The sequence below is a fragment of the Caballeronia hypogeia genome (assembly GCF_001544875.2).
Lineage (GTDB): Bacteria > Pseudomonadota > Gammaproteobacteria > Burkholderiales > Burkholderiaceae > Caballeronia > Caballeronia hypogeia.
In genome coordinates this window covers 538,629-564,116 of sequence record NZ_FCOA02000001.1, presented here as the reverse complement: position 1 = coordinate 564,116, position 25,488 = coordinate 538,629, and the positions used below count along the sequence as shown (strand labels likewise).

Below are 25,488 nucleotides of genomic sequence, written 5' to 3'. Positions count from 1 at the left end.
ATATAATAATCGTTCTCATTTGTGCGGCCGACTGGCTGACGCGAAGCCGCTTACTCTTAGCCCACGTTGCACCGAATGCCTGGCAAATTTCTGACCGGCGAGAATCGGCACGCGCCCGCACGCGCCGATTCGCCGACTTCGCCCACGCCCGTCCACGAGCGCCACATGAGCCAGCGCGCGCTGCGCGTGTGGTCCGTCGTGCATCGCTGGACGAGCCTCGTCTGCACGGCGTTCATGTTGCTGCTGTGCCTGACGGGCCTGCCGCTCGTGTTCGGCCACGAACTCGATATTCTCACCGGCGACGCGATCGAAGCGCCCGAATTGCCCGCATCGCAGGCGAGTGCGCGCGCGAGTTATGACGCGGTGCTGCGCGCGGCGCTGAACGAACATCCGGGACACGTGCCGCAGTACATGATCTGGGAGCCGGACGATCCGCTGCTGCCGATCGTCGTCACCGCGCCGCACGCCGACACGCCCCCCGACGACACGCTCAGCACAACCGTCGATGCGCGCACCGCGCAGCCGCTCGGCATGCCGCCGGGCAAGGGCTCGCTCAAGTTCGTGCTGCTGAAACTGCACGTCGACATGTTCGCGGGGCTGTTCGGCAAGCTCTTTCTCGGCGCGATGGGCGTGGTGTTTCTCGCGGCGATCGTCTCGGGCGTGGTCGTATATCTGCCATTCTGGCGCAAGGTCGGGCTGGGGCGCGTGCGGCTGAAGAAGAAGCGGCGCATCGTGTGGCTCGACTGGCATAACGCCATCGGCATGTTGACGCTCGCGTGGGCGCTGCTCGTCGGCGCGACCGGCTCGATCAACACGCTCGCCGATCTGATGCTCGAAGCCTGGCGCAACGATCAGCTTTCGCAGATGCTCGCGCCGTATCGGGACAAGCCGCCGGTCGTCGTGCGCGCATCTGTCGATGACGCCGTAAAGACCGCGCGTGAGGTCGCGCCGGACATGATTCCGTCGTTCGTCGCGTTTCCGGGGACGCGCTTCGCAAGCCCGCATCACTATGCCGTCTGGATGCGCGGCGACGGCATGCTCACTTCGCGCATCATGCGTCCGGTGCTCGTCGATGCCTCGACGGGCGCGCTCACTGATTCACGCGAATTGCCCTGGTATCTGAAGGTGCTGCTTGGCTCGCAGCCTCTGCACTTCGGGGATTTCGGCGGAATGCCGCTGAAGATTTTCTGGGGCGCGTTCGACGCGCTGACGATTGTCGTGCTGGGAAGCGGGCTTTACCTGTGGCTCACGCGTCATAACCCGCGGAAGGGAAGGCGCGCCGCCTGAGCGGCGCGCCGGCGCACATCGGGGCGGCGTGTCAGATCAACCCGCAAACCACCGCCGCGATCAGCGACGCGGCCACGATCACCACGCCCGCCGTGCGCTTCTTGTTCAGTTCGGTCCACAACAAGACGCCCGTCAGCGACAGCAGGATGATGCTGCCCGCGAACGTATCGACGAGCAGCACCCAGCCCACGCTCAGACCGACGCCCTTGTGCAGGTTCGTCATCATCGCGAGGAAGGTGTTCTCGGTGCGCTTCACCGAGACGAAGTTGTTGCCGACCCAGTACTCGGCCATCACGCTGCCGCCGGGAGCCGCCACCATCACCGACCATTGCTCGGGCTGCATCGTGCTCTTGTCGCCCCAGCCGACCGGATGCGCCGGTTCCTTGCGCGCGCGCCCGAGATTGCCTTCGATCTTCAGTTCCTTCTTGAGCCACATGCCCATGTCGCGCGGCGTCTTGAAGCCTTCGGCGGGCAGCGGCACCTGCATCTGCGAAACCTGCGGCTCGCCGGTGGAAATGCGCAGCGGCGGCGCGCGGTGATTCAGCAGGAAGCCGGTCACGCCGAACAAAAGTCCGAGCAGCGCACCCCACAAGCCGACCCAGCCGTGCACCTTGCGCAGCCACTTGAGGAATGTCGAACGGCGCGAGCGGTTCTTGCGCACGATTTGCTCGGCGGCGTCGATCAGGTGACCGTGCGGCCGATAATGCGTCGCACCGCCAGTGGCAGGCGGCCGCGGATTGAGGGTTTCAGGCGCGTTCACGCGTCGCTCCAGGAATTTCGGGATTCGGCAGGCAATGCCACACCTGATCGGCCGGACGCGAACTCGCGCGCGGCAATCGATCAGGATGGAAAAATGAGAATCGTTATCATTACACGCGCAAAACGGCTTTTCAATCCTTTGCAATTGCCTGACAGCGCATGAATGTCACGAAAAATTTCAGACAGGCCAGAGCGGGCCTTCCTGCATCGCGCCGATCTGCTCGCGCAATTCGAGGATGCGGTCTTCCCAGTAGCGCTGCGTGTTGAACCACGGAAACGCCGCAGGAAAGGCGGGATCGTTCCAGCGTCGCGCGAGCCACGCCGAATAGTGGATCAGCCGCAGCGTGCGCAATGCCTCGATCAGATGCAGCTCGCGCGGATCGAATTCGCAGAAGTCTTCGTATCCGGCAAGCAGATCCGTGAGCGCGCGCGAAGCATCCGGTCGGCCTGCGGGCAGCAGCAGCCAGAGGTCCTGAATCGCTGGGCCCATGCGGCTGTCGTCGAAATCGACGAAATGCGGGCCCGCGTCGGTCCACAACACGTTGCTCGGATGGCAGTCGCCATGCAGACGCAGATGGCGCACGTCGCCCGCGCGCTCGAAGCATTGCGCGACGCCTTCGAGCGCCATCGAGACGGCGGTTTCCCATGCCTCGCGCACATCGACGGGAATGAAGCCGTGCGATAGCACGAACTCGCGCGGCTCGTAGCCGAACGTTTGGATATCGAGCGTCGGTCTTTCGCTATATGGCTCGATCGCGCCCACCGCGTGAATCCGCCCGATGAAGCGCCCGAGCCATTCGAGCGTGTCGCTGCGATCGAGATCGGGCGCGCGGCCGCCGCGCCGCTCGAAGATGGAGAAACGGAAGCCGTCGAATTCATGCAGCGTCGCGCCTTCGAAGACGCGCGCCGGGACCGCCGGAATCTCGCGCGCGGCGAGACTGGCGACGAAGGCATGTTCTTCGCGGATCGCCGCATTCGACCAGCGTTTCGGTCGATAAAACTTCGCGACGACCGGCGCGCCGTCTTCGACGCCAACCTGATAAACGCGGTTCTCGTAACTGTTGAGCGGCAGCAGACGGCCATCGGTGTACGCGCCGGTGGGCATGAGCACGCTGTCGATGGCGTCGAGTACCCGCTCGGGCGTGAGTCCGGCGAAGGGCGGGGCGTCGCCGCCATCGTCTGGCAGGGGCGCGCTTGGGGAATCGGGATGGATCGGGTTCATCCCGGCATTGTGCCGCGCCTTCGCGCGGTCGGCATCAGCGCATTGATGCCGTGCGCGTGATCAATGAACGACCGTGTTCGCCGGACGCACGACATCGCCGGTATCGATCAGGTCTTCGAGGAAAAACGGCTCCGTGTTGAGCAGCTTGGTCACGCCCGGCTCACCGGCGTACCACGCGACCATTGCCATGTCGCCGAGAATACGCATGACGATGCCGCGCGCGTCTTTCGGCACGGCAATATGCACGGAGCGGACAATCGAACCGATTTGCATGTGAATCCCCGTTTCAGTGCCGGCTGAGGATAAAACGCCGGTCGTATGTTTCGCCAAGCACAGGCGTTTCACGGCTCGTGCACCAGTCAATCGCCGCGTCTTTGTTGCGGGAAGCGCGACATGCGCGGCTTTCATGAACGATTGTGCTCCTTACTTTAGCGCATCGCAGCGCGCCGACGCGATGCCATTCACCGCGTTTGTGTTGCCGATCTCAGACGGTTGGCAGTAATTACTCGGTGAACGTCGCCGCGGAGCGCATTTTGTATTAGGCAAAACCCTTAGCATCGGCGTATCGTTGACGGTTTTTCAGCGGAGACTTCATTCGTGAACGCTTCACCGGCACCGCAGCGCCCGAATTCCGAAGGCGGCGCGAACCGAGCCGCGGACGCCCCGTATCTGGAGCGCGGTTCGCGCGCGTACTGGCGTGCGTCGCTCGCGCTCTTGTTCGCGGGTTATGCGACCTTTTCGCTGCTTTACTGCGTGCAGCCGCTGCTTCCGGAATTCACGAAGGCATTCAGCGTCAGTCCGGCGGTCAGTGCGCTGACGGTTTCCGTGAGCACGGCGGCGCTGGCGATTGCGATCTTCATCGCCGGATTCGTCTCCGAAAGCTGGAGCCGTCACAGGTTGATGACGCTCTCGCTGCTGGCCTCGTCGGTGCTGACGGTGGTCGCCGCGATGTTGCCGGACTGGCACGCGCTGCTCGTCGTGCGCGCGCTCGAAGGTTTTGCGCTCGGCGGCGTTCCCGCGGTCGCGATGGCCTATCTTGCGGAAGAGGTGCATCCGGAAGGACTAGGCCTCGCGATGGGTCTTTACGTTGGCGGAACGGCCATCGGCGGCATGGCGGGGCGTGTGATCAGCGGCGTGCTCGCGGATCTGTTCGGCTGGCGCGTCGCGATCGGCGGCATCGGCTTGCTCGGTCTGCTCGCCACGTTCGCGTTCCGTTCGCTGCTGCCGCCGTCGCGCCGCTTCAAACCGCGACGCGGCGTCGGCTTTGCGCAGCATCGGCGCTCGCTCGCCGGACATCTGCGCCATCCCGGTCTGCCGTTCCTGTTTCTGATCGGCTTCGTGCTGATGGGCAGCTTCGTCACGCTCTATAACTATGTCGGCTACCGGCTGCTCGGCGCACCGTTCAGGCTGAACCAGACGCAGATCGGCGCGATCTTCACCGTCTATCTGACCGGCGTGGTCGCGTCGCCGTGGTCCGGCAAAATGGCCGATGTCTTCGGGCGCGGCCGCGTGCTGATGACCGGCATCGCGCTGATGATGCTCGGCGTCGCGCTCACCTTGTCGCAATCGCTTTGGGTGATCGTCGCCGGCATTGCGTGCCTGACGTTTGGCTTCTTCGCCGGACATTCGGTCGCGAGCGGCTGGGTCGGGCGGCTCGCCGCGCACGCGAAAGGGCAGGCCGCCGCGCTTTATCTGCTCGCGTATTACCTCGGGTCGAGCCTGATCGGATCATACGGCGGCCACTTCTGGACCGCGTTCGGATGGAGCGGCGTCGCCGGCCTCATTGGTGCGCTGCTGCTCGTCGGACTGGCGGGCGCGGCGTGGCTGAACCGATGCGAACGCATCAAGGCCGCGTGAATATCGAAAGCTGAATGAAATCGGAAGAATCTAAGGGTTTTTACGTGTTCGCTTAAAAACGGCGCGCGCAAGTGCTTGTGGCGTAAGGGCTTGCGCGCGGCGATCGTCTCCCGTCTCACGAAATCCCGGCTACGGCTTGCATCGAGCGGCCTATACTCGAAACGTCGATGCGGCTCTTTCCGCGCGACGACAAAGCCAAAAGCAGGACGATGGGAGACGCATTATGACGACGTACTTCACGATCGGCGACTTCATCCTGATCATCCCGATGGCGCTGGCCGGCGCCCTGTTCCTCGGGGCCATTCCATGCGCGACGCATCTCAGGAACAACGTGCTGCGCGTATTTGGCGCGTTGCTGGGTGTGCTTGCCGCGTTCCTGCTCGTTGAAGGCTTGCCTGCGCTGATATGACGAGCGCGCTTCGAAGCGCGCCCGCCACTTCACGTTTCCATTACAGATGTTCGCCGAGGAAGGTCAGTGTGCGCCCGTGCGCGAGCGCCGATGCCTTCGCGTTGTATGACGCGCGATCGCCGCAGTTGAAGCCGTGATCGGCCTGCGGGTACACATACAGTTCCGAGTCCTTGCGGCCCGCGAACTTCTGGCGCACCGCGTCCACGGCATCGGCGGGAATGTGGGCGTCGAGTTCGCCGTAGTGGAACTGCATCGGCGACTTGATCTGATCGGCCTTGTCGAGCGCGTTCTGGATGCCGCCGCCGTAATAGGCCACCGCCACATCCACCGATCCCTGCGCCGCTGCAAGATACGCGAGCCGGCCGCCGAAGCAATAGCCGATGGCCGCAACCTTGCCGTTCACTTCGGGCAGCGCGCGCAACGCCTTCGCCGCCGCGCCGACATCCGCAACCGCGGCATCGACCTTCGTCTTTTGCAGCAGTTCCATCGCCTTTTCGCGATCCGGGCCTTCGTAGCCGAGTTCGACGCGCGGCTGCGTGCGCCAGAAGACGTCGGGCGCGAGCGCGATATAGCCGTCGGCGGCGTACTGATCCGCGACGCTGCGGATGTGGGCGTTCACGCCGAAGATCTCCTGCAGGATGATCACGGCCGGGCCGGCGCCCGACTTCGGTAGCGCGAGATAGCCCTGGAAGCTGCCGCCGTCGGCGGGAATGTCGATCCAGCGTGAAGTCACGGATACGGTCACGTCGAAGCTCCTTATATGTATGAGATGGTCAGCCGTCGAGTTTGCCAGTTTTCCCTTTCAGTCGCCCTGACGAATCCGGCGTCCGCCGGCAGGCATGCCATTTGACCGCGCGGGGATTTTAGAGGCGCTGTTCTAAACACAAGGCGGAAAAAAGACTTAAAAAAACAGGCTAATGGAATCGCAAGCGGAGATTATCGGCACGCGCCCGTCCGACTTGAACGACTCCCAAACCTTTGCGCGCCGATGTCTCGGAAACCCGCATGTACAGGGCGTCTTCGCAGAAATGCCAGCACAAACGCCAGCGCATCTCAACTGGCCGCTAATTGGTAGTGACACCACTATCTTAAAAAACTTCCCTAATTTAATTTGACACCCCTACACTTGCGCGCAGTGCGGATGGCGGCCGCCACGAACGGCCTGCCGGAAGGACTTGCCAAGTGCATGACGATGCATCCGGCGTGGTCGTCCACGGGACTGAGCGATCGTGATGAAAGACGGGGCACAGGGCGATTACGTTGTTTTTGGGACCGAAACTGGAGACTTACATGAACACCAAGCTTCACAAACTGTTGCCGATCAGCGCCGCAGCCGTGCTGTTCGCCACGTTGGCAACGTCCGCAGCAGCCGACCAGGTCGTCAAGATCGGTCACGTCGCTCCGCTGACCGGCGGTATTGCTCACCTGGGCAAGGACAACGAAAACGGCGCGCGGCTCGCAGTCGAAGAGATCAACGCAAAGGGTCTCACGATCGGCGGCGAGAAGATCACGCTTCAACTCGACCCGCAAGACGACGCCGCTGACCCGCGTACCGCTACGCAAGTCGCGCAGAAGCTCGTCGACGACAAGGTCGTTGCAGTCGTCGGTCACCTGAACTCCGGTACCTCGATCCCGGCTTCGAAGATTTACAGCGACGCGGGCATCGTCCAGATCTCCCCGTCGGCAACGAACCCCGCCTACACGCAGCAAGGTTTCAAGACGACGTACCGCGTCGTCGCGACCGATGCGCAGCAAGGCCCGGCGCTCGCCAACTACGCGGCGAAGAACCTGAAAGTGAAGACGGTTGCCGTCGTCGACGACTCGACCGCTTACGGTCAGGGTCTCGCGAACGAATTCGAGAAGACCGCCAAGTCGCTCGGCCTGAAGGTCATCTCGCACGACGCGACGAACGACAAGGCCGTCGACTTCCGCGCGATTCTGACGAAGATCAAGGGTGAGAATCCCGACGCCGTGATGTACGGCGGCATGGACGCGACCGGCGGCCCGTTCGCCAAGCAAGCCAAGCAGCTCGGCCTGCGTGCGAAGGTGCTGGCAGGCGACGGCGTGTGCACGGAAAAGCTGGCTGACCTGGCTGGCGACGCGACCGACAACATCGTGTGCTCGGAAGCCGGCATGGCGCTGGAAAAGATGGAAGGCGGCGCGGCGTTCGCGGCCAAGTTCCAGAAGCGTTTCGGCCAGCCGATCCAGATCTACGCACCGTTCACGTATGACGCGGTGTACATCATCGTCGACGCGATGAAGCGCGCGAACTCGACCGATCCGGCGAAGATTCTCGCCGCGATGCCGAACACGGACTACAAGGGCGTGATCGGCCAGACGACCTTCGATTCGAAGGGCGACCTGAAGCACGGCGTGATCTCGCTGTACGACTACAAGAAGGGCAAGAAGACGCTGCTCGACGTCGTGAAGATGTAATTGCCTTCGGGTTTTACGAAGTCCAGAGAAGCGCGCGGCACCGAAAGGGCCGCGCGCTTTTTTCATATCTTCCAGCGCCTGAGAATGCGCGGCCCGATCACGGTGATGACGAGGCAGCACGCGGCCACGACGCACAGTCCGATCGGCAGATTGCTGATCTGCGCGACGCCGCCGATCAGCACAGGCCCGAGCAACAGCCCGAAGTACGCGAGGCCCGCGACCTGCGCGAGCCCTTCCGCCGCCGTCACGCCTTCCACGCGCGCCGCCGCCGCGAACAGCACCGGCATCATGTTCGCGAGACCTAAGCCCATCAGCGTGAAGCCGGTCATCGTGACGAAGGTGTTCGGCAGCAGCAGCGCCATCGCCATGCCGATGAACGCGAGCCCCGCGCTGCCGAAGACCAGTTGCGGCGCCCCGAAGCGCGCGCGGACCGCGTCGCCGCCGAAGCGCCCGGCCGCCATGCCGCCGGAGAACGCGGCGTAAGCGGCGCTCGACACCGAAGGCGTGGCGGCGACGATATCGCGCATGTAGACGGTGGCCCAGTCGTACATCGCGCCTTCCGCGATCAGCGCGACGAGCGCGAGGCCGCCCAGCGCCCACAGCGCGCCCGAGCGCCAGCGGTTCGACGACGACGCCTTTGCGTGTTCCGCGTGATGCGGCACGTGCGGCAGCACCGCGGGCATCGAGATCAGCAACACGACGAGACTCGCGCCCGAAGCCAGCGCGAGATGCGCGGCGGGCGCGAGCCCGTGTGCGAGCAATGCGCCGCCAATCGCCGCGCCCGCCATGCCGCCGACGCTGAACATGCCGTGCAGCGACGACATGATCGGCCGCGCGAGCGCCTGTTCTACCGCGCTCGCTTCCGCGTTCATCGCGACGTCGAGCGTCGCCATGCCGAAGCCGAATATCGCGAGCACGACAAGCAGCAGCCAGAACCACGGTGTGACGAGGATCAGCGAACCGCAGATCATCATCGTGATGCCGCCCGCCATGCAGGCCGTGCGCGTGCCGGCGCGCGCGATCCACGATCCGGCCGTGAGCATCGCGAAGATGGAGCCGCCCGCGACCGCGAGCAGCGCGAGCGACAACATGCCCGGGCTCAGCGCGAACTTATCGCGCACGGTCGGCACGTGCACGCCCCACGACGCGTACATCATGCCCGCGATGAAGAACACGGCCATCGTCGCGTAGCGCGCTCGGGCGCGCGTGGCGGGCGGCAGGCTCCGGTGAAGCGCGAGCGTCGGATCGGACTCGCGGGCGGCGGGGGAAGCGGTGGTCGAGTCGGACACGGAAGAAACCGATCTGGAAAGTTGCGCGGAATGCGAGGCAACCGATGATGATGTCATCGGACGCGAAGGCTTTCGATTCTATCGAACGGCCAGGAGACACGCTCGGTGGCGCTGCATTAACATCGTTCGACCGATTCACGACCGCATGGGGCCCGGATGAACATTCCGTCGCAAGCGCCGCTTCACCTGTTGCATCACGTGGCCGAGGGCACGCTCGCCACGCATTCGCGCGAACCGCGCGGCTTTCCGTATCCGACCGCGCTGCCGTACGCGCCCACCGCGCGGCATGTACCGATGCTGCTGATCAGTCATCTGGCCGAGCACACGCGCAATCTCCACGCCGATGCGCGCGCCGGCTTTCTGGTCGCGCATGCGACGGAGGGCGGCGTGCTGCAAGGACAGCGTCTCACGATGCTAGGCAGCTTCACGCCCGCCGCGCCCGAAGAAGGCGACGAACTCGCGCGCCGGTACCTGCGTTATCACCCGGATGCCGCGCGCTATCTGGAACTCGGCGACTTTTCTTTCTGGGTGATGTCGCTCGAGCGCATGCGTTATATCGGCGGCTTTGGCGCAATGGGCTGGCTCGCCGGTGACGAACTCGATCCTCTGGAACCGCTTTCGGCGGCGGACGAATCGGCGCTTTGCGAATATTTCGATGCTTATCCGCGCCGTCCCGCGAATCTGCGCTTATTGGGGATAGACCGGTACGGCTGCGATTTGCTGCTTGCGGAAACGCGCAATCGTTTTACATTCGATAAGCCTAAACTTTCGACTACGGATTTGCGGGCGGCGCTTATCGATTGTTTTGAGCGACAAGACGGCATTTCCGAGGAATAGTCCCGGTCGCACGGGTCCCGGATTAGATCCGCTGCAATGATTTGGGCGGAAGTTGTCATTCCATGAAATTTTGCGTGGACGACATTTGTGGTTGTTTTCATCGGATGCCAAGGTTGCGATTTCGCTGCTGTAAGGCGTATTTCTACCTCCGCTCAAGATTGGCCGAAAATTTAGGAGTTTTCGGCAATTGTTACGAAGAAACTTCCAAATTTCAATTTGAGTGGCAATACGCACATGCCGCGATAATGGGTTTTGTGTTAATCTCCGTGCCAGTCCGGGGCTATACTGATAACTGAAAGCGAGCGCGCCGATTCGCAAGTCAGCAAACCACTTAGGGAAATGCCATGCCTTCATACAAGGAACTTCTCGCACAGCGCGAGTCTCTCGAACGTCAGATTGAAGAAGCGAAATCGCGCGAATACGCCGAAGTGCTTAATGAGATCAAGCAGAAAATGGCGGATTACGGCATCACGCTTCAGGAACTCGCTGGCGGCCGGAGTACGAAAGGCGCAAAGGCGTCGCGCGGCCGTCCGGGCGTGGCGCCTAAATACCGTGATCCCGAAAGCGGCAGTACATGGTCGGGTCGCGGTAAGCCGCCGAAGTGGATCGCCGGCCAGGATCGCGACAACTTCCTGATCGGTAAATAAGTCCCGCGTATCATGCGTTTAAAGGCCGCGTTCTCGAACGCGGCCTTTTCATTTGGCGGTGCGCCCCGGCGGCGTGCCGGAGCCATCTTGCAAGTAGCTGATTTCAAACGCTTGCCGAGCAAAACGCGAGTGCCGGACGTGTGTATCGGCTGATAAAATGCGAACGTATTCAAACTGAGTCAAATTACATGTCGCTTTCGAGCGCCCGCGTGGCCGAAAAGCAGGAAGTCGCGCGAAGGACCACCTGGACGAGCATCGCACTAAATAGCGGGCTTACAGCGGCCCAACTCGTCGTCGGGTTTATTGCGCACTCACAGGCACTGATTGCCGATGGGGTCCACTCGCTGGCGGACATCGTATCGGATTTTATTGTTTTGCTTGCCAACCGCCAGGCTGCCGCGGCCCCGGATGTCGATCATAACTATGGTCACAATCGCTACGAAACGGTGGCGTCATTATTCCTCGGCGGATTGCTGATTGCCGTGGGTGTGGGAATGTTGTGGCGCGCCGGAACGCGAATTGTCAACCTTCAGGATATTCCACCGGTGAAAGTGGGCGCGCTCGCGGTCGCGATAATCGTGCTCGTTTCCAAGGAAGCGCTCTTTCGGTATATGCTCCGCGCCGCGGAACGCGTTCGTTCGGCGATGCTGGTTGCAAACGCTTGGCATGCACGTTCGGATGCTGCGTCTTCTCTGGTTGTCGCGCTCGGAATTATCGGCAGTCTGGCGGGATTTCGAGTTTTGGACCCGATCGCTGCCGCGCTGGTAGGATTTATGATCGGCAAAATGGGATGGACGTTCGCCTGGGATGCATTACAAGATCTTTCCGATCGCGCACTCGATGAGACGACCGCCGGCGATTTGCGCAGTATTTTGCTGAATACGCCGGGTGTGCGAGAAGTGCACGAACTGCGAACACGAAAAATGGGCGATCTCGCAATAGTCGACGCGCATATTCTCGTCGATCCGCTGATCTCGGTTTCAGAAGGACATTTCATTGCCGAGTCGGCGCGCGCGCATATGCTGGCCGATCCACGTGTCATCGACGCGCTCATTCACGTCGATCCGGAGAGCGACGATCTGAATCCGCTGCCCGGAAACTTCCCGTTGCGAACCACAGCGAACGAGGCGGTGCGCGCGGCTTTCGCGCAGCACGGATTGACGGTCGCGACGCTGAATCTGCATTACCTCAGCACCGGGTTCGATGTCGACGTCATGCTGCCGGCCTCGGATATCGGGGAATCCGACGCCCGCTTGAAGTCGATCGATCTGGACGCGCTCAGGCGCGCGCTCGGCGCCCGCGAAATCCGCGTGATGCGCACGCTCGGCGTCACGACATCGGCACCGACCGCGCGCGCCGCCGATACGCCGCGCTGAAAAGCGTGAGTGTCAGAGCGGCAGTTGCGTATCGAACTTGATCTCGCGCAGCACGACGCTCGTGCGCACCTGCGCAACGGCCGGGATCTTGAAGATGCGGTCGTGGAGGAACGCGTCGTACGCCTTGATGTCCGGCGCGACGATCTTGAGGATGTAGTCGGACTCGCCGGTCGTGCTGTAGCACTCGGTCACTTCCGGGCACGTGGCGATTTCGCGTTCGAATTGCTCGACGCCGCCCTCGGTGTGCCGCGTCAGATGGATATGCGCAAGCGCGCAGACATGAAGGCCGAGCTTCTCGCGATCCAGCAGCGCGGTATAGCGCTGAATGACGCCGGACTGCTCCATGTCCTTGATTCGACGCCAGCACGGCGTGCTCGACAAGCCGACCTGATCGGAGATTTCCTGAACCGAGCGTCGTGCGTCCAGTTGCAGAAGGCGCAGGATTTTTTGTGAAAACGTATCGAGAGTCAACTGCGCCTCCGTTTGGTCGCGATCTGACTCTAATGGTAGAGGCGCAGAAAAAGAAACGCAATGCAATACGCCTGCACTGAGGGAGTTTCCCTAACTCAGTCGCCTGACTGCGCGTTTTTACCTTCCGACTCCTCGGTCGTTTCGGCTTGCGCGCGTGCGGCTTGCGTCGCCCGCAGTTCGGCGAGCATGTTGCAGAAGAGCGCGCCTTGCTCCACGGCATCGTCGAGCGCGATGTGCGTGTGCGGCAGTTCATCGAACCAGTGCTTCGGCAGACGCGGCTTGATCGCCTTGCGATACGGCAGGCCGGTCATTGCGAACGCGAGCGTCTTGATGTCGAGCGCCGACCACGAAAACGGGCAGCGCCCGGCGAAGCGCATCATGTACCAGAACATATAGGTGAAGTCGAAGCCCGCCGGATACGCGACGAACACGGGCTTTCCGGGCAGCGCCTCGACCCATTCGACATAGGCTGGCAGCGCGATTTCGGCTTTCTGCAAGTCGATGCGGCACGCGGCCCACGCATCCGGCTGGGTTTTCCACCATGCCGCCTGCACCGGATGCGGCGCTGCGCCTTCGAGCGTCTCGAGATTCGCGGAGAAAGTGCCGACGAGCTGCTTGTCCGCCGTGTACGCTGCCGAGGCGAAACTCAGCATCGAATGTGGTCCGGGAATCGGCCCGTCGGCTTCGACGTCCGTGCTGACGTAGATTTCGGGGATCGCGTTCATGCTGCGACTCCATCGCCCACGAACGGGTTGCTGCGCCGCTCTTCGCCGAACGTCGACGCCGGGCCGTGACCGGGGACGAAGGTGACGTCGTCGCCGAGTGGCCAGAGCTTTTCGCGGATCGAGCGGATGAGCTGGGCGTGATTGCCGCGCGGGAAATCGGTGCGGCCGATCGATCCCGCGAACAGCACGTCGCCGACGAAGGCCACCTGATGCGCACGGCTGAAGAAGATCACGTGGCCGGGTGTGTGACCCGGGCAGAAATAGACTTCCATCGTCTCGTTGCCGAATTGCACGGTTTCGCCGCCGTCGAGCCAGCGCTCCGGTGTGAAGGCTTCGGCATTCGAGAAGCCGAAGCGCTGAGTCTGCGCCGGCAACTGGTCGATCCAGAACGCGTCTTCCCGGTGCGGTCCCTCAATTTGTATACCGTAATGCTCCGCGAGCGCTTTGGCGCCGCCGCAGTGGTCGAGATGACCATGCGTCAGGAGAATCTTCTCGACCGTCACTCCTTGCCGCTCGACCTCCGCGATGATCCGCTCGACGTCGCCACCGGGGTCGACGACCGCGGCGCGCTGCGTCTCCTCGCAGATCACGATGGAACAGTTCTGCTGAAAGGGCGTCACGGGAACGAGAATGACTTTCATATGACTGTCGCTGGTACAGGTAGGGCTGTAAAAACGTTCATTGTACCGGTGCCGGAACGCACGCGCCGCAGGCGGCCAAGCCTTCCGAAAGGCCTCCAAAACCGGCAATTCTTGCGCTCATAGCGAAAATCAATGACGAATGGTTGGGTTGGACGAGCCGGACCCCCGATTTTTTGTATAATGGCATCACTTGTGCATGGATCTAACCATGCCGTCAATGGGCGACTGGCAAAACGCTTGTGCGTTTTTACAATCGCCATCAGTAAGCTGTTGGGGGCCAAAAGCCTCGCAATTGCAACTCAAGCACCTTCCGTAGGTGCACACGTCTTGTCCGGCCAGACGCCGCGCGTCTGTCAGATGGCCTTGCTGCCGTCACGCCGGATGGGGCCTACGCCGCCGTTCCTGCGCTCTACTGGACTTTTCAGCGCACGAACGTGATTGCCATGTTCGATGGCGGCACGTGGGGTCTGGTCAGGCTGCCGGGGACAGGTTGCGCCAGACGTGAACAATAACCGGGCGTTTGCGGCACGAGTACGCCGCATCCGAGCAGGGCTCGCCGTTCGCTTGACCGAACGGCGTTGTGCTTTGCGCGGCTTGCCTCGAGCAGCCTTGCGCGCGCCGACCAGCGCAGCGCGGCCGCTCCTTTATCGTTAAAACACGTCTATGAATGCTCGATTTATTCGACATGTCGGGAGCCTGCTAGCGGTTGGTGTGCTGGCTGGTTGCGCCGCGCCGGGTTCGGGCGACGTCGCATCCAATCCTCAGACAACGCCCTCTGTCAGCACGAGCAGTGCCCGCTCGCCGGCGCCGCTCGCCTTCGATTCGCACCTTGCCAACGTCCCGGCCGCCCAGCCGAGTCAGACGCCTTCGCTCGCCGACGCCCAGCCGATCACATCCGGTCCGGACGCCAGCAACTTCGAGCAGAAGGGCAAGGCGTCGTGGTATGGCCGCATGTTCCACGGGCGCAAGACCGCGAGCGGCGAAAAGTTCAACATGAACGCGATGACCGCCGCGCATCGCACGCTGCCGCTAGCATCGTGGGTTCGCGTGACGAACGAGGCGAATCACAAGACCGTGGTCGTGAAGATCAACGACCGCGGACCTTACGTGCACGGTCGCGTGATCGACTTGTCGTACGCCGCTGCGGCGGTGCTCGGCATGCGCGGCTCCGGCACGCAGAAGGTGAAGATCGAGGGTCTCACGCAGCAGGAAGCGCGTACGGCGCGCCAGGAGCAGGCTCAGGCGCTCGCCGACGACAGCGTGAACTGACACCACGCGTCGATTTTTGCAGGACCCGGACGGGCCGTCGCGAGACGGCCCGTTTTTTATTCGTCCGTGCTCTCGCCGCGCCTGGCGAGCTTGAGCGCGCGCTCATACAGCACGTTGCGCGACGCGCCCGTCAGTGTTGCGGCGACGCGCGCCGCGCTCTTCACCGACAACTCCTCGAGCAGGGTCGAAAGCAGCGCATCGTGTGCGTCTTCGGCGTCCTCCGTTTTGGGCGCGCCTTCCACCACCAGCACGAATTCACCGCGCTGACGATTCGCATCGGCTTCGAGCCACGTTGGCCCTTCGGCCAGGGTGCAGCGATGCAGGCTCTCATGTAACTTCGTCAGTTCCCGGGCGATCAGCAATTGCCGTTCGCCGCCGAATGCATCGGCGAGTGCGCGCGTCGTGTCGACGATACGGTGCGGCGCCTCGTAGAACACCAGCGCCATCGGGTGATGCGCGAGCTTCGTCAATTCCGACGCGCGTTGCTTCGCCTTGGTCGGCAAGAAGCCGACGAATGAAAAGTCGCCGACGAACGCGCCCGCCGCACAGAGCGCAGTCGTGAGCGCGCTCGCGCCCGGCAGCGGAACGACCGGCAGGCCGGCTTCGCGCACGGCATCGACCAGGCGCGCGCCGGGATCGGAGATGCCGGGCGTGCCTGCGTCGGACACACAGGCGATGCGCTCGCCGTTGCGGAGATGCTCGATCACCCGCTCGGCGGCGCTGCGCTCGTTGTGTTCGTGCACCGCGATCAAAGGTTTCGAGATGCCGTAGCGCGTGAGGAGATGCGCGGTATTGCGCGTGTCCTCGGCGGCGACGCGATCCACGAGCCCGAGCACATGCAGCGCGCGCACGGTGATGTCCGCCACGTTGCCGATGGGCGTCGCGACGACATACAGCGCGCTCGTCGGATAGTGCTGGCCATCGGCCAATTCGGAGATCTGAGGCATGAGCGCGGGCGTTCGGGGAAAGGCCGTCATTTTGCCACGCGCGCAAGCGGCGGCTCGTCGACAACTTTCAGGGAGAAGCTGTGTCCAAAACGCTCGGCGATGTTTTCGAGACGCGCGCGCTCGAATTTCTGCAGCGGCAACGCATGCGTATCGTGGCGCGCAACGTGACGTGTCGCGGCGGCGAACTCGACCTCGTGATGATCGATGAACGCGGCGCGCTGGTGTTCGTCGAAGTACGGGCGCGAGGAAGCAGGCGCTTCGCGAACGCAGCAGCGAGCATCGATGCACGCAAGCGCGCGCGCCTCGTACTCGCCGCGCAGCATTTCCTCGCGACATGGCGTAGTGAGTTGCCGGCATGCCGCTTCGACGTGATCGCGTTCGATGCGGGCCGCATCCATTGGTTGCGCGATGCGTTTCGGCCCGATGAAGCATGAGCGCGCGGCTCGCCGAATGACGCATGCGGTAAACTGCGCAACAACCGACGCCCTGAGCGTTCAAGCCACATACCGCCGCACACGGCGGCCGATGATCGAGAGTCGATGTCAGTCGAACGTATCCAGCAGCAATTCCGCGACAGCGCGGCGCTCAAACTCGAAGCTATCGACGCGCTCGCGGTTCCCATCGCAGCCGCCGTCGATACGCTCTTCGGCGCACTCGCCAACGGCAACAAGATACTGATCTGCGGCAATGGCGGCTCGGCGGCCGATGCGCAGCGTTTCGCCGCGCAACTCATCGGCCGTTTCGAGCGCGAACGTCCGGGCTTGCCGGCTATCGCGCTCACGACCGATACATCGATACTCACGGCCATCGGCAATGACTATGCGTTCGAGCAGATCTTCTCGAATCAGGTCCGCGCGCTCGGCCAGTCGGGTGATGTGCTGCTCGCGATCAGCACGTCGGGGAATTCGGTCAACGTGCTCGCGGCGATTCAGGAAGCGCACGGACGCGAGATGATCGTGATCGTGCTGTCGGGCAAGGGCGGCGGGGCAATGTCCGAGGTGCTCGCCGAAACCGATATTCATATCTGCGTGCCATCCGAGCGGACGGCGCGCATCCAGGAAGTCCATCTGCTGACCATTCATTGTCTGTGCGACGGCATCGATGCGATGCTTCTCGGCGACGATTGATACTGAAAGGGGGAATCGAGTTGATGAACAAGACACGCGTCAAGGCGACGCTGGCCAACGCCACGCTCGTGCTGAGCATGCTGTCGGGAGTCGCGTTGACGTTGCAGGGCTGCGCGCTCGCGGTGGTGGGCGCGGCGGCCGGCGGCACGTTGATCGCTACGGATCGCCGCACGCTCGGTGCGCAGACCGAAGATCGCGAGATTCAGGTGAAGGCGTTGTCGCGGATCAACGAGAACGTGCCCGACACGTCGCATGTCAACGTGACGGTGTTCAACCGGCGCGTGCTGCTGACCGGCGAAGTACCCGACGATGCGTCGAAGCAGAAGGCCGAGGCGGTCGTACGCGACATCAACAATGTCGGCAGCATCGTGAACGAGCTGTCGGTTCAGCCTGCGAGTTCGATCTCGTCGCGCGCCAACGACTCGTATCTCGAAGGTCGTGTGAAGACCGCGATGGTGGGCGAGGCCGACTTGCGCGCGAACTACTACAAGGTCGTATCGGAGCGCAGCATCATCTATTTGATGGGCCTCGTCACGCCGGACGAGGGCGCGCATGGCGCAGATGTGGCGGCGCGTGTTGCGGGCGTCGAGCAGGTCGTGAAGGTTTATCAGTACATCAAGCCGGAAGAGGCGAAGGCGCTGGAGGCGGCGGCGGCATCCGATGCGAGCGCGGTGTCGGCGGCCAGCGCGCCGGCCGAAGCGACGGTCGGCACGGTGCCGGACTCGGGCGTGACTTCCCGTCCGCTGGATATGCAGAATCCCGCGCCGGTCAAGAACTCGGATATTCATCCGGGCAACCCGAACCCGGCTCCGGCGGTGAAGTGATGAAGGCGCGTTTGATTGCAGCCGCCGCGCTGGTTGGCGTGGCGGCATCGGCGGGTGCGGCCGATCAACCCGTCGTGCCTGCGGCGGCGATGTCGATTGCGCGCAGCAATGCATGCATGGGCTGTCACGCGATCGATCGCAAGCTCGTCGGGCCGTCGTTCCAGCAGGTCGCCGAGAAGTACAAGGGGCAGCCCCAGGCGAGCGCGCAGCTCGAAAAGAAGGTGAAGAACGGCGGCGCTGGTGTGTGGGGTTCGATTCCGATGCCGTCTCATCCGAAGATGAACGATGCGGATATCAGGACCGTGGTCGCGTGGGTGCTGGCGGGAGCGCCGCAGAAGTAGATGTCCGTTGAATCGTCGGAAGGCCTGCTTTCGCTCTCAATGGCTGTGGTACACTTTTGTTTCGTTGGGGGGGTAGCTCAGCTGGGAGAGCGTCGCGTTCGCAATGCGAAGGTCGGGAGTTCGATCCTCCTCCTCTCCACCACGAATTTGCTTTAGAAACAACGCACTACGTCTTGCGATGTAGTGCGTTGTTTTGCTTTCTAGAGCAGGTTTTTGCACACTCGGTGTGGCGAATTTGTGGCGCTGACGTCGTCAGGTGGTGCCCCTTCCCCGGCTGGTAAAAAAAGCCTCTGGACTTTACCGAGACTTTCGCGACAGTAGAACTCAATCTTGCATCCATCAGCTAACCAACGCCGTCGTGTGCAACAAGAGACGCGACGCATACAGGCTAATGTTCATGCAAGCGCTACTTACCGTCGATCAACTGGCTCAGTGCCTTCGCAAATCAGTCGCGAGCGTTCGAAGCGACGCGACTCGTAATCCACAGTCGCTTCCCCCTCTGTGCCGGCTTCCGGGAACGAAGCGGCTGCTTTGGCGAGTTGAGGACGTCGAGGCTTGGCTTGGAGCCCACGTGACCTCGAGCGTTGACGCCACTTTGTCGGCGGAGATTTCGCCGATGCCGCGACGGGGTCGGCCGACGAAAGCCGAGCAAATTACTCGGCAGCGCCTAGAGGCTAGCGCTGCCCGATCCAGAAAGTCATCAACGCGCAGCCCGGAATTTTGATCTGTGACCTTCATCGCAGATCCGGTGCGGCGAAATACGGATCCAAACGAAGCAGTTGCTCGACTGCGGAAGAATCTAGCTGAAGCCTCTTCGAGGGTTGCCGAGAATGAGCCATCAGCTCGTTTTTATCTGCCGGGCAGACTCGATCCGAGACGCACAATGCCAAATCACCTCGCGCGATCTAGCCTTTTCGCTCCGATCGCGAGAGGCACGGAGACCCTACATCGAGACAGTCCAATAGTGACGCGCAGTGATGCGGCAATGACTCACACAGGCATACAGCACGACGAGCCGAGCTGCGACATTTTGATAGAGCTTATCCACCAAGCAAAATCTTATCCGCTAGGCGAAGCCGTTCCGATCTGTCGCGCTCAAATTCTTCGCTCCACCAACCGAGGAACGAGCAAACGTGAATATTTGTGGCTCGATCGTACGATGAAGGCCTTTTGTACCGGGGAGCTTCTGATCAAGACAACACGCGACGGCAAACCAAAACTGCAGGTCGGCACTACGAAGCCCCTGCGGCTGCTAGATGCTTTCGAATACGACGAGGCACGCAAGACCCACATCATCAGGCTTGACCCTAGATGGCGGGAGTTATATGCATACGACGAATTTGCCTACATCGATTGGTCGAAGCGGATGCAAATCCGCCGAGGGCAAGACATGGCTAAAACTCTTCAGAGGCTCGTGGCAACCTCAAACGACCCTAATCAGTATTTCCGCCTCGAATGGTTGAAAGAAAAGATGCAGTACCGGAGCCCCTTGCGCAAGTTCAAAGTCTCCCTCCTTGCGGCGATGGAAGAACTGGAGCGCGTCGAGATTATCACCGCCGGACGGATAGGCATTAGCGGTAGGGGGGTCGAGCAAGCCATACTAACTCGCGCTTGACTGAACGATGAGGTTCCGATCGGGGCACCGTTGTGCGGGTTCGTAGGATGAAGTCCTTCCGGGCACAAACGTTCCTTGCTACAGACGTCATATCCAACGATTGGGACCAGTTTTCAGGGAAATTTGCAGCCAAAAGAGGGTAATCGGGTTAGCGTTCCGCCGACTTCGAAGTTGTATTCCGCTCGATCGGGTTAGCGTTCCGCTTGCATCGGGCTAGCGTTCCCCAGAGTCGGGTTAGCGTTCCGTTTCGACGGGATAGAATTCCGGGTCGCACGCTCAAACCCTTTGTGGCAAAGCGTCTCCGGGGGGCTTTTTGCTCTCTACCTTCTTTCTACCTATTTCTTACCCAAATCTGCTTGTGGATAACCTTGATCCAAGGCATGCGGCTGCGCTCCGCGTATGAAGATAGGCGAAAAAGGGGAACGGTGTCGGCCAGTGCATCCTCAGGTATGTTCGGCAAGAGCTTTCAGTACGCTCGCTCGGGTTCTTAAGACGCCCAAGGAAAATTGAGCATGCGCCAACGATCATCGTCCTCGATCCAAGGAAGCGGGTCATCGGCATACATTTGGATAAGATGTCTATCTATTCCAATCGATGTACGATAGGAGCGCTCAGCTGCTAACCGGTTTATCTCCATGTCGATCAACTCGTCGTTGATCAAGCGAAAGGCTCCGTAGCTGTGCAGTTCATGCCATAGGTGAACATCGTCGAGACAATGCCGAATACAACGATATGCGCCTACGCCGTCCACGTTCGAGACCGTCAAGGTATTGGTTATTTGATGCAATCGGTATAACGCGATCGACTCGGTCAGGTGGTTTAGGGTTATCGGTTCTTTGCACTTTAATGCGAACAGCAGCTCTCCTTCGAATGCGCGCATTGTTTCAAGGAATGTGCGCTCATCATTATATTCGGACTTGATGGCTTCCCACGTCGGCTCATCAATCCAAGGACCACAACTGGCAAACCGAGTTCGGCACAGTGGCCACAGCACGTTAGGATCTGTTGCATCACCCCAAAGAGCCTGCCAGAGATTAGCTGGACCGTTGATATATACACTTTCTGCATCATCAAAGAGCTGGCTTAGCATCTGTATTGGTTTGACAGGCGGATTTTTAAATTTCCCACTATCAAGCTTTGCCCACTTATTCGAACTCTGCGTGTCCTTCCAGCCTAGCCGCACAGATTCGCAATTGACCCAATCGCCAAATTGATTGACGTTCTTCCGGCCAATCCTCTTTGTCAAAACTCGGATCAGTGTTCGCGTCTGTAACTTCATGATCTCGACCTCTTTAGAATTTTGAGGCTTCTTGATATCTGTGATTTTTGAAGGGGAGTTGCTCGTATATCCCATTTCGATTGTTCGTCTCTTGATCGCGGTTGGTTGAAAATATACCGCTTTTTGACCGTGAAGTGTACCGGCTCAGAGGCGAAAATATTATAGTGCTCACATCCGAGCGCTTTTGAATGGAGAACCCTTATGGAAGAAATGAGCCTATCGCAGAGAATCGCGGCACAAGTGTTGGCGCAATCAGGTGGCCCTTCTAGTGCGGCTAACCGTGCCACTTTTCTTGGCGTTCAATCCGAGGTTGAGCGCGCGATCGAGGAAGGCTGGTCGGTTCTTGCGATCCATCGTTCCCTTCGAGACGAAGGCGTGATTTCTTTCGGATATCAAGCGTTTCGCCGATACGTGAGGAGTCTAATCACCGATAAAAAGCCGTACGTTTCAAGATAGACTAAAGATAATTCCGATCAAAAATCGAACTTTCGCAGATCTATCAAGATGAAAGCGGTCAGAAAATGAACAGTTCGATGTTTGAACCACACTGATCGCTTTTATTCCTTAATATCTTGATCACTGTTGCTGAGTCGTATCGATTAGAACTCGGGCAAGATAGGTGAAGTAGGCCCACCCGCAAGCGGGCGGACCTTCTTCACTTTCCTTATTCGCGCTCCGCGCTCAACGGAAATCGTGTTGAGGCGAGTGGTCACCTCGTGGTGACGACGGCCCGACCAGAGGGCGCATACCGAATGAACGCCAGAATGGATAACGAAGTGAAGGCCACCCGAAAAGGTTCTACGCCAATCAAAGTGTGGTGCCTGCCGGAAGAGAAGGCGAGCATTGAAGAGAACGCGCGTAAGGCAGGAATGAGTGTTTCGATGTATCTGCGTAACGTCGGAATGGGCTACCGCATCAAGGGAGTCATCGATGCAGAGCTAGTGTTAAAGCTTGCCAAAATTAATGGAGATCAAGGGCGGCTTGGTGGCTTATTAAAGCTGTGGCTGACAAATAGTGAAAAACTCAGCTCGCAGGATCCTGCGCAAATGCGCAGGGTTATTCATGGCGTGCTCGAACGGATTGTTACGATGCAAATAGCAATGCTCGATCTCGTTAAAAAACCAGCTGCCCGGTAGCCCATCTTCGGTCGTCATCCGTCATGCTTTTCGAATGAGTGGCTACAAATTTAACCGCTTCCAATGAAAGCGATTAACGCCGGCTATTTCGGTCGCCTGAAGTTGCCGCCTGTCGCGGACTGCAAAATAAGGGCGTATTGGCTCTTCGGCTCTCCGACGGTGTCTTCGAAGGACCGTCAGGATTTAGCCGCTAAATTTTCAGTCCAGGCTCTTGCCTGCTCGCCGGGAACGGTCCAGTGTTCCGAACGTGCGGTTGCCGTTATCGCCCGAAGCTGGCGCGCTAGGCGGATTTAGCGGCTAAATTTCGCTCCTGAACGAGGACGTGTCGAGCTTTGTGACGACGCGGACTGGTGTATATAACTCGCCGACGAAGAATATGCGGCAGAGTACGACGGTGAATACGTGGTAAAGGAGAATAAATGAGCGGAGACAGGATAGTTGAGCAGAGCGAGGGCGGATGTACAACGCCGTGGAAGACGTACTACGAGCTGTTTGATGACGAGGTGTTGAACGTCGAAATCCAGGGGGTTGATTTCGAGGTGTTGGTGGTTCGACAGAAGGCTTCGATTCTATTGCGGTTGCCGCGTGAGTTGGCTCGGCAACTCGGGTTCCGCGTGGGGGAGAGGTTCTGGAAGGAAGACCCTGACGGTATTGCAAATAGCGCATAGGTCATCTGTCACAAGCGCTGTTGACAAACGAGGGGCAGGACAGAACGTCTATTCGGTTTGGGTTAACGTATTCCCGACCATCAAGAATGTCTTGATGCTTTTGAAGAACGTCACAATGTTTTCCTAAAACCGCGGGGGATTGCATGAAGGATGTGACAGATCGTAGGACATTGGAGTTGCCGGCGTTCTCGGATCAGGCATTGGTAACGCAGCGGGTAGCGTCGGAGCTGCGCGATGGGAACCTCTTGACGGCCTTTGCGTTGGTTCGTGTTCCAGGCGGATGGGTGGTTCGCTTCTTTGGAACGAAAGATCGAGCGGTGGCGTTGCGAGCGGTTAAGGATGGTGCCGCTCGGGTGTTTAAGTCGTTGGATGCTGCGGCGTCGGCGGTCGAGGTTGTTGGATTTGAAGTGTCGGCGCTCGGGACCTCGGTGTGATGGGTTGGTCAGGTCGCAAAGCGGCACGTTCGACGCGGAAGCCGCGCCCGTTCGAGCTGGACATTAGAGCCATTCTGCGTGAGCGGCCGTTTGAAGCGGTCTTAGCAGCCGGTCAACCGGCGTATGTGTCGGCTCCGGAAGGGATGGACGGGATTTTGAAGGTGTATCCGGACGGTCGACTACCTGCAAGGCGAGCATTTGATAGCGGTTTTGCCGAGCTATAAGGGACCGCGGCGCTATTCCATCAAGCCCCGTCTCAAGACACCGCCGAAGGCGGCGGACGGAGGTTGACGGCCCGAAAGAAATAAGCTTCTCGGTAGAAGGGAGGGGTTGAGAACCCCACCCGACTGCCGAGCGGCGAGCTACATTAATAACAAGGGATGATCGATGGTGGAGCGGGAAAGGCGTAAGCGCGTTCCTTGAGCTGCGTTTGTCCAGAAAGCCAATGACGCTGTAGACGACGCCTGTCGTTCATCTCCGCTTCGAATCGGCGTATCGACAAGGAGAAGGACGAGCCCCACAGGAGTTGAGTCGATAGCAACCAACCCCGCCCCCGTACTGTCAACGTAGAGGCGGCGGCACGATTTTTCGCACGGCCTGAATCAACAACATCGAGGCGCGGTTGTTTCGGGGCTCTCGACGCTCATGGCGGTCCCGTAAGGGCCTCGAAGCCGTGCCTCGCGGCTTGAGATTGTGCAAGAGGCCCTGAATCTGCGTGCGATGGCATCAACGGCAATGGCGCGTAAGGCCGTCAGCTCCCGTTCATTGACAGTACGGGGGCGCGCGGTTGGTTCAATCCCGCAGACTAGAACGGCAAGTTTGTGCGGAGCTGTAATCGAAGCGATGTGACAGTGGACCGTGCGCAAGCGAGGCTTGACATGAACCCGGAACTAGCTGCCGAACTGGCAGAAGATGCGCAACTGAAGACGGCGATACGCGAATTGCGGAAGGTGAGGAAGGACAGCGAACAGCTCAATCGCGCGTGGTCGGAAACGTGGGTGGCTCGTCAAAAATACGAGCGAGACTACGCATTCATGGTCAAGCAACTCCGGGAACGGGAGGACCGTATTATGGACGAGCTCAGGCCCTATCTCACAAAGATCGAGGAGCTTGAGAAACAAGTAAGGAAGCTGGGCCGAAAAATTCGAAAGCGACACAGCAACCAAGGTCGTCCTGAAGCGGTATAGGTCTTTCAGAGTCTTACAGGCCCCCTTGCAGCTCAGCGCTGATATTCCCAGTGCTTTGGTGCTCAAACCTGGCGAAAGCTTGCGACGACAGTCGCGATTCAGAGGCTCATCCGTCGCTAGCCGAACAGCGCACTGCCCTTAAACTAATATCATGAACGCACCGCTAACGACCTACGGCCGATGCGAAGAAGCTGGCGAACTCGGCAGATTTAGCGGCTAAACTTCACTCAACGTCGGAGTTGGAGCTACTATGAAAGATGACCAATTCAAAGGTCTGCCAGATGATACGGACGAGTGGATTCGTCTTCTGCAATCCGACGATGGCCGTGCAGCGCGCGAGCATCTTGACGCAGGAAGGGCGATTTACTACCGCGATGCGGATACCCCTGTCGGACTCTGTATTAAGAAATATCCGGATGGGCACCGGGAACTTGTAAGATTTTCCGTGGAGCACGGAGAGCAGTTTGTCTCCAGTCTCTCGCCATGCGTTCGGCTCGGTCTTCTAGATGGCAAGCTCGATGTTCACGATGACTTCAACGACCCCCTGCCGCCTGATCTACTCGACCTATTTGAGAGCGTTGCGAAATCTACAAAAGCAGCTAACGATGCTTTGGATGATGCCCTGGCTTTCATTGATGCGTCAAACGTTCGAATCGAAAGGTTAACGAAGGCCGAATGAACTTGAACGGCTGTCTTCGAGCGCCC

At 60.4% G+C, this 25,488-nt stretch carries 29 protein-coding genes and 1 tRNA gene; 20 read left to right on the top strand and 10 right to left on the bottom strand.

Features of this window, described 5'->3' with window-relative positions; translation table 11 throughout:
* The first annotated feature begins 75 nt into the window (after positions 1-75).
* Positions 76-1,287: a PepSY-associated TM helix domain-containing protein gene (locus AWB79_RS02615; RefSeq protein ID WP_232470790.1), complete on the top strand. Its 1,212-nt coding sequence runs from the start codon at positions 76-78 to the stop codon at positions 1,285-1,287.
* Between the two features lie 31 nt (positions 1,288-1,318).
* On the opposite strand, the gene AWB79_RS02610 is transcribed toward AWB79_RS02615, so the two are convergent.
* The 3 genes from AWB79_RS02610 to AWB79_RS02600 form a co-directional block, all read right to left on the bottom strand.
* On the bottom strand, positions 1,319-2,047 hold the full coding sequence (locus AWB79_RS02610) for a PepSY-associated TM helix domain-containing protein (protein WP_061165774.1): 729 nt from the start codon (positions 2,045-2,047) through the stop codon (positions 1,319-1,321).
* A gap of 177 nt (positions 2,048-2,224) precedes the next feature.
* Complete coding sequence (locus AWB79_RS02605) at positions 2,225-3,268, bottom strand: serine/threonine protein kinase (protein WP_061165773.1); 1,044 nt, start codon at positions 3,266-3,268, stop codon at positions 2,225-2,227.
* 60 nt (positions 3,269-3,328) lie between these two features.
* Positions 3,329-3,541: a hypothetical protein gene (locus AWB79_RS02600; protein WP_061165772.1), complete on the bottom strand. Its 213-nt coding sequence runs from the start codon at positions 3,539-3,541 to the stop codon at positions 3,329-3,331.
* Positions 3,542-3,865: 324 nt separating this feature from the next.
* On the opposite strand from AWB79_RS02600, the gene AWB79_RS02595 reads away from it, so the two are divergent.
* Positions 3,866-5,125, top strand: a complete 1,260-nt coding sequence (locus AWB79_RS02595) for an MFS transporter (protein ID WP_061165771.1) — start codon at positions 3,866-3,868, stop codon at positions 5,123-5,125.
* Between the two features lie 223 nt (positions 5,126-5,348).
* Complete coding sequence (locus AWB79_RS02590; protein ID WP_008352305.1) at positions 5,349-5,534, top strand: hypothetical protein; 186 nt, start codon at positions 5,349-5,351, stop codon at positions 5,532-5,534.
* A gap of 40 nt (positions 5,535-5,574) precedes the next feature.
* Here AWB79_RS02590 and AWB79_RS02585 read toward each other — a convergent pair whose 3' ends face one another.
* Positions 5,575-6,279, bottom strand: coding sequence for a dienelactone hydrolase family protein (locus AWB79_RS02585; RefSeq protein ID WP_061165770.1), 705 nt, complete (start codon positions 6,277-6,279; stop codon positions 5,575-5,577).
* Between the two features lie 545 nt (positions 6,280-6,824).
* On the opposite strand from AWB79_RS02585, the gene AWB79_RS02580 reads away from it, so the two are divergent.
* Entirely contained in the window at positions 6,825-7,970 is a 1,146-nt protein-coding gene (locus AWB79_RS02580; protein WP_061165769.1) for a branched-chain amino acid ABC transporter substrate-binding protein, read from the top strand.
* Between the two features lie 62 nt (positions 7,971-8,032).
* Here the strand turns inward: AWB79_RS02580 and AWB79_RS02575 are convergent, their stop codons facing one another.
* Positions 8,033-9,259: an MFS transporter gene (locus AWB79_RS02575; protein WP_061165768.1), complete on the bottom strand. Its 1,227-nt coding sequence runs from the start codon at positions 9,257-9,259 to the stop codon at positions 8,033-8,035.
* 156 nt (positions 9,260-9,415) lie between these two features.
* On the opposite strand from AWB79_RS02575, the gene AWB79_RS02570 reads away from it, so the two are divergent.
* The 3 genes from AWB79_RS02570 (at position 9,416) to AWB79_RS02560 (ending at position 12,119) form a co-directional block, all read left to right on the top strand.
* Positions 9,416-10,096, top strand: a complete 681-nt coding sequence (locus tag AWB79_RS02570; protein ID WP_061165767.1) for a HugZ family pyridoxamine 5'-phosphate oxidase — start codon at positions 9,416-9,418, stop codon at positions 10,094-10,096.
* A gap of 344 nt (positions 10,097-10,440) precedes the next feature.
* Positions 10,441-10,743 carry an H-NS histone family protein gene (locus AWB79_RS02565; RefSeq protein WP_061165766.1) on the top strand — a complete coding sequence of 101 codons (303 nt, stop codon included), beginning with the start codon at positions 10,441-10,443 and terminating at the stop codon, positions 10,741-10,743.
* Positions 10,744-10,931: 188 nt separating this feature from the next.
* Positions 10,932-12,119 (top strand): cation diffusion facilitator family transporter, encoded by a 1,188-nt coding sequence (locus AWB79_RS02560; protein WP_061165765.1) that lies wholly within the window; start codon positions 10,932-10,934, stop codon positions 12,117-12,119.
* Positions 12,120-12,131: 12 nt separating this feature from the next.
* Here the strand turns inward: AWB79_RS02560 and AWB79_RS02555 are convergent, their stop codons facing one another.
* From AWB79_RS02555 to AWB79_RS02545, 3 genes are all read right to left on the bottom strand, one after another.
* Positions 12,132-12,590: an Lrp/AsnC family transcriptional regulator gene (locus AWB79_RS02555; protein ID WP_008352298.1), complete on the bottom strand. Its 459-nt coding sequence runs from the start codon at positions 12,588-12,590 to the stop codon at positions 12,132-12,134.
* 95 nt (positions 12,591-12,685) lie between these two features.
* The gene (locus tag AWB79_RS02550) at positions 12,686-13,315 is read right to left on the bottom strand and encodes a 3'-5' exonuclease family protein (protein WP_061165764.1); all 630 of its coding nucleotides are present in this window, start codon (positions 13,313-13,315) and stop codon (positions 12,686-12,688) included.
* Positions 13,312-13,956 (bottom strand): MBL fold metallo-hydrolase, encoded by a 645-nt coding sequence (locus AWB79_RS02545; protein ID WP_061165763.1) that lies wholly within the window; start codon positions 13,954-13,956, stop codon positions 13,312-13,314. Before AWB79_RS02545 ends, AWB79_RS02550 begins: the two co-directional genes overlap by 4 nt.
* A gap of 663 nt (positions 13,957-14,619) precedes the next feature.
* Here AWB79_RS02545 and AWB79_RS02540 point away from each other — a divergent pair.
* Entirely contained in the window at positions 14,620-15,225 is a 606-nt protein-coding gene (locus AWB79_RS02540) for a septal ring lytic transglycosylase RlpA family protein (protein ID WP_061165762.1), read from the top strand.
* Between the two features lie 56 nt (positions 15,226-15,281).
* Here the strand turns inward: AWB79_RS02540 and rsmI are convergent, their stop codons facing one another.
* On the bottom strand, positions 15,282-16,172 hold the full coding sequence (gene rsmI / locus AWB79_RS02535) for a 16S rRNA (cytidine(1402)-2'-O)-methyltransferase (RefSeq protein WP_061165761.1): 891 nt from the start codon (positions 16,170-16,172) through the stop codon (positions 15,282-15,284).
* An 80-nt stretch (positions 16,173-16,252) separates the two neighbouring features.
* On the opposite strand from rsmI, the gene AWB79_RS02530 reads away from it, so the two are divergent.
* The 6 genes from AWB79_RS02530 to AWB79_RS02505 all read left to right on the top strand — a co-directional run bounded on the left by AWB79_RS02530 (position 16,253) and on the right by AWB79_RS02505 (position 20,079).
* The gene (locus tag AWB79_RS02530) at positions 16,253-16,606 is read left to right on the top strand and encodes a YraN family protein (RefSeq protein WP_061165760.1); all 354 of its coding nucleotides are present in this window, start codon (positions 16,253-16,255) and stop codon (positions 16,604-16,606) included.
* Between the two features lie 105 nt (positions 16,607-16,711).
* Positions 16,712-17,299: a phosphoheptose isomerase gene (locus AWB79_RS02525; RefSeq protein ID WP_061165759.1), complete on the top strand. Its 588-nt coding sequence runs from the start codon at positions 16,712-16,714 to the stop codon at positions 17,297-17,299.
* 23 nt (positions 17,300-17,322) lie between these two features.
* Positions 17,323-18,123: a BON domain-containing protein gene (locus tag AWB79_RS02520; protein WP_061165758.1), complete on the top strand. Its 801-nt coding sequence runs from the start codon at positions 17,323-17,325 to the stop codon at positions 18,121-18,123.
* The gene (locus AWB79_RS02515) at positions 18,123-18,464 is read left to right on the top strand and encodes a c-type cytochrome (protein ID WP_061165955.1); all 342 of its coding nucleotides are present in this window, start codon (positions 18,123-18,125) and stop codon (positions 18,462-18,464) included. Before AWB79_RS02520 ends, AWB79_RS02515 begins: the two co-directional genes overlap by 1 nt.
* 66 nt (positions 18,465-18,530) lie before the next feature.
* Positions 18,531-18,606 (top strand) — tRNA-Ala (locus tag AWB79_RS02510).
* Between the two features lie 843 nt (positions 18,607-19,449).
* Positions 19,450-20,079, top strand: coding sequence for a hypothetical protein (locus tag AWB79_RS02505; protein ID WP_061165757.1), 630 nt, complete (start codon positions 19,450-19,452; stop codon positions 20,077-20,079).
* A 487-nt stretch (positions 20,080-20,566) separates the two neighbouring features.
* Here AWB79_RS02505 and AWB79_RS02500 read toward each other — a convergent pair whose 3' ends face one another.
* Positions 20,567-21,433, bottom strand: coding sequence for a hypothetical protein (locus AWB79_RS02500; protein WP_061165756.1), 867 nt, complete (start codon positions 21,431-21,433; stop codon positions 20,567-20,569).
* 126 nt (positions 21,434-21,559) lie between these two features.
* On the opposite strand from AWB79_RS02500, the gene AWB79_RS39295 reads away from it, so the two are divergent.
* The 6 genes from AWB79_RS39295 to AWB79_RS39970 all read left to right on the top strand — a co-directional run bounded on the left by AWB79_RS39295 (position 21,560) and on the right by AWB79_RS39970 (position 25,462).
* Positions 21,560-21,814 carry a TraK family protein gene (locus AWB79_RS39295; RefSeq protein ID WP_157695681.1) on the top strand — a complete coding sequence of 85 codons (255 nt, stop codon included), beginning with the start codon at positions 21,560-21,562 and terminating at the stop codon, positions 21,812-21,814.
* Between the two features lie 308 nt (positions 21,815-22,122).
* Complete coding sequence (gene traJ, locus AWB79_RS02495) at positions 22,123-22,494, top strand: conjugal transfer transcriptional regulator TraJ (protein ID WP_061165954.1); 372 nt, start codon at positions 22,123-22,125, stop codon at positions 22,492-22,494.
* A gap of 419 nt (positions 22,495-22,913) precedes the next feature.
* Entirely contained in the window at positions 22,914-23,162 is a 249-nt protein-coding gene (locus AWB79_RS02490; RefSeq protein WP_061165755.1) for a hypothetical protein, read from the top strand.
* 143 nt (positions 23,163-23,305) lie between these two features.
* A complete protein-coding gene (locus tag AWB79_RS02485) occupies positions 23,306-23,596 on the top strand; it encodes a hypothetical protein (protein WP_061165754.1) in 291 nt (96 codons plus the stop codon).
* Positions 23,597-24,474: 878 nt separating this feature from the next.
* Positions 24,475-24,783, top strand: coding sequence for a hypothetical protein (locus AWB79_RS02480; protein WP_061165953.1), 309 nt, complete (start codon positions 24,475-24,477; stop codon positions 24,781-24,783).
* Positions 24,784-25,033: 250 nt separating this feature from the next.
* Positions 25,034-25,462 carry a hypothetical protein gene (locus AWB79_RS39970; RefSeq protein ID WP_063963435.1) on the top strand — a complete coding sequence of 143 codons (429 nt, stop codon included), beginning with the start codon at positions 25,034-25,036 and terminating at the stop codon, positions 25,460-25,462.
* The last annotated feature ends 26 nt before the right edge of the window (positions 25,463-25,488 follow it).